The organism is Magnetospirillum molischianum DSM 120 (genome assembly GCF_000294655.1).
Classification (GTDB): domain Bacteria; phylum Pseudomonadota; class Alphaproteobacteria; order Rhodospirillales; family Magnetospirillaceae; genus Phaeospirillum; species Phaeospirillum molischianum.
This window is the reverse complement of record NZ_CAHP01000050.1, coordinates 1-2011: the sequence shown is the minus strand read 5'-3', so window position 1 is coordinate 2011 and position 2011 is coordinate 1. Positions and strand designations below refer to the sequence as shown.

The following is a 2011-nucleotide window of genomic DNA, read 5'->3' as shown; positions in this document are numbered from 1 at the left end:
AGGTTTGGCACCTCGATGTCGGCTCATCACATCCTGGGGCTGGAGCAGGTCCCAAGGGTTCGGCTGTTCGCCGATTAAAGTGGTACGTGAGCTGGGTTTAGAACGTCGTGAGACAGTTCGGTCCCTATCTACCATGGGTGTTGGAAACTTGAGAGGACCTGTCCCTAGTACGAGAGGACCGGGATGGACGCACCTCTAGTGTACCGGTTGTCGCGCCAGCGGCATTGCCGGGTAGCCACGTGCGGACGAGATAACCGCTGAATGCATCTAAGCGGGAAGCTCCCCTCAAAACAAGGTTTCCCTATCAGAGCCGTGGAAGACCACCACGTTGATAGGTGGCGTGTGGAAGCGTGGTAACACGTGAAGCTAAGCCATACTAATCGCTCGATCGGCTTGATCGCCCATGCGCGGCGGCAAGCCCGACTATCTAGAACGCTAAATTGCACGCGGTTTACTCAGATCAGAAATAAGTTTCCTTCGACGACCTGGTGGTCATAGCGAGGGCCCCCCACCCGATCCCATCCCGAACTCGGACGTGAAACCCCTCTGCGCCCATGGTACTGTGTCTTAAGGCACGGGAGAGTCGGTCGCTGCCAGGTCTTCTAAGGAAACTTATACCTATACACAACGACATCCCCCAGCTCCACTTCTTCTCTCTTCTCGCGGGGTGGAGCAGCCCGGTAGCTCGTCAGGCTCATAACCTGAAGGTCGCAGGTTCAAATCCTGCCCCCGCAACCAGTCGATAAGCCACTGATTCTGTTCATGAATCAGCGGCTTTTTTGATTCCAAAATTACCCCCCAAAACCCCGCCGTGGAAGCGTCGTGGAAGCGCCAGGGGGAAAGCCGTGGCGTGGAAACGGCGGACGGTCCGTGAAATTTTTTCCGCTGCGCGTGGCAAATCAGCAACGAAATCGGGATCGCTGCGGTAGCGCAGGCCACCGGCATTGCGCCCAGAACCATCGGGCGGGGGCTGAGGGAACTTGGCGGCGGATGCGGTCATGGAAGGGGACGGCGTCCTGGGTGCGGCCGAACTCTAATCGGCGATGGCCTTTTGAGAAGGCAGGCGGCACATCGTTCCGACACGATTTTGAGGAGACGCGATATCCGCTCCGAGCCGTCGCGCTTTTCGTCCATCGCGCTGCGGTCTTCGCCCGAAGGTCCGGCAAGTCCATCTTTGAACGCGCAGGCCGTGCATTGTTTCGACAAGACCTTGGCCAAGCTGAGGAAGCGGCGCAAGGCGGGGTTGTCGTTCGTCGGCAGCCATACCGCATAAAAGAACAGACTTTCACCGGCGATGGGCCGGCAGGCTACCCCGGGAATTGGGGGCGAGGGGTAATCCCCCCTGGAAATAAGGGGATGCGGACGTAGAATTTTCTCGGTTTTGCGAACGAGGAGATTCGGATGAAGAAGAGTCGGTTCACGGACGCCCAGATCATGGGGATCCTGCGTCAGGCGGAGGAGGGTATCCCGGTCCTGACGCTGTGCCGCGAGCACCAGATGAGCAGCGCGACGTTCTACAAATGGCGGGCGAAATACGGCGGCATGGACGCCTCGATGATCTCGGAGATGAAGGGGCTGGAGGACGAGAACCGGCGGCTGAAGAAGATGTTCGCCGAGCTCAGCATGCAAAACGAATTGCTGAAGGAGGCTCTCGGAAAAAAATAACCCGGCCATCCCAGCGCCGGGAGATGGCCGAGACAGCTGTGGCGCGACGAGGGATCAGTATTGCGTTGGCGTGCCGGACGTTTGGGCTCAGCGAGACGTGCTATCGCTATAGCCCGAGGCTCTCCGACGAGAACGAGCAGATCGCCGACCTTTTGATCGGGCTGACCCAGGCCAGAAAGACCTGGGGGGTTCGGCCTCTGCTTCCTGTATCTGCGCAATATCCAGGGGCATGACTGGAACCACAAACGGGTCTATCGGATTTATCGCGCGTTGGAACTGAACCTGCGCATCAAGCCCGGAAGCGGCTCAAACGCGACAAGCCCGACGAACTGGTGGTACCAGACGC

The 2011-nt window shown here is 58.8% G+C and carries 1 tRNA gene, 2 rRNA genes and 2 pseudogenes; all 5 read left to right on the top strand.

Going from position 1 to position 2011, the window contains the following annotated elements:
* Positions 1-401 (top strand): 23S ribosomal RNA (locus tag PHAMO_RS16295); the annotation flags it as partial.
* Between the two features lie 83 nt (positions 402-484).
* Positions 485-599, top strand: a 5S ribosomal RNA gene (gene rrf / locus PHAMO_RS16290).
* 62 nt (positions 600-661) lie between these two features.
* Positions 662-738 (top strand) — tRNA-Met (locus PHAMO_RS16285).
* A 175-nt stretch (positions 739-913) separates the two neighbouring features.
* Positions 914-1045, top strand: a pseudogene (locus PHAMO_RS20500) (ISAzo13 family transposase); the annotation flags it as partial.
* Between the two features lie 356 nt (positions 1046-1401).
* Positions 1402-2011: pseudogene (locus tag PHAMO_RS19160) on the top strand (transposase); the annotation flags it as partial.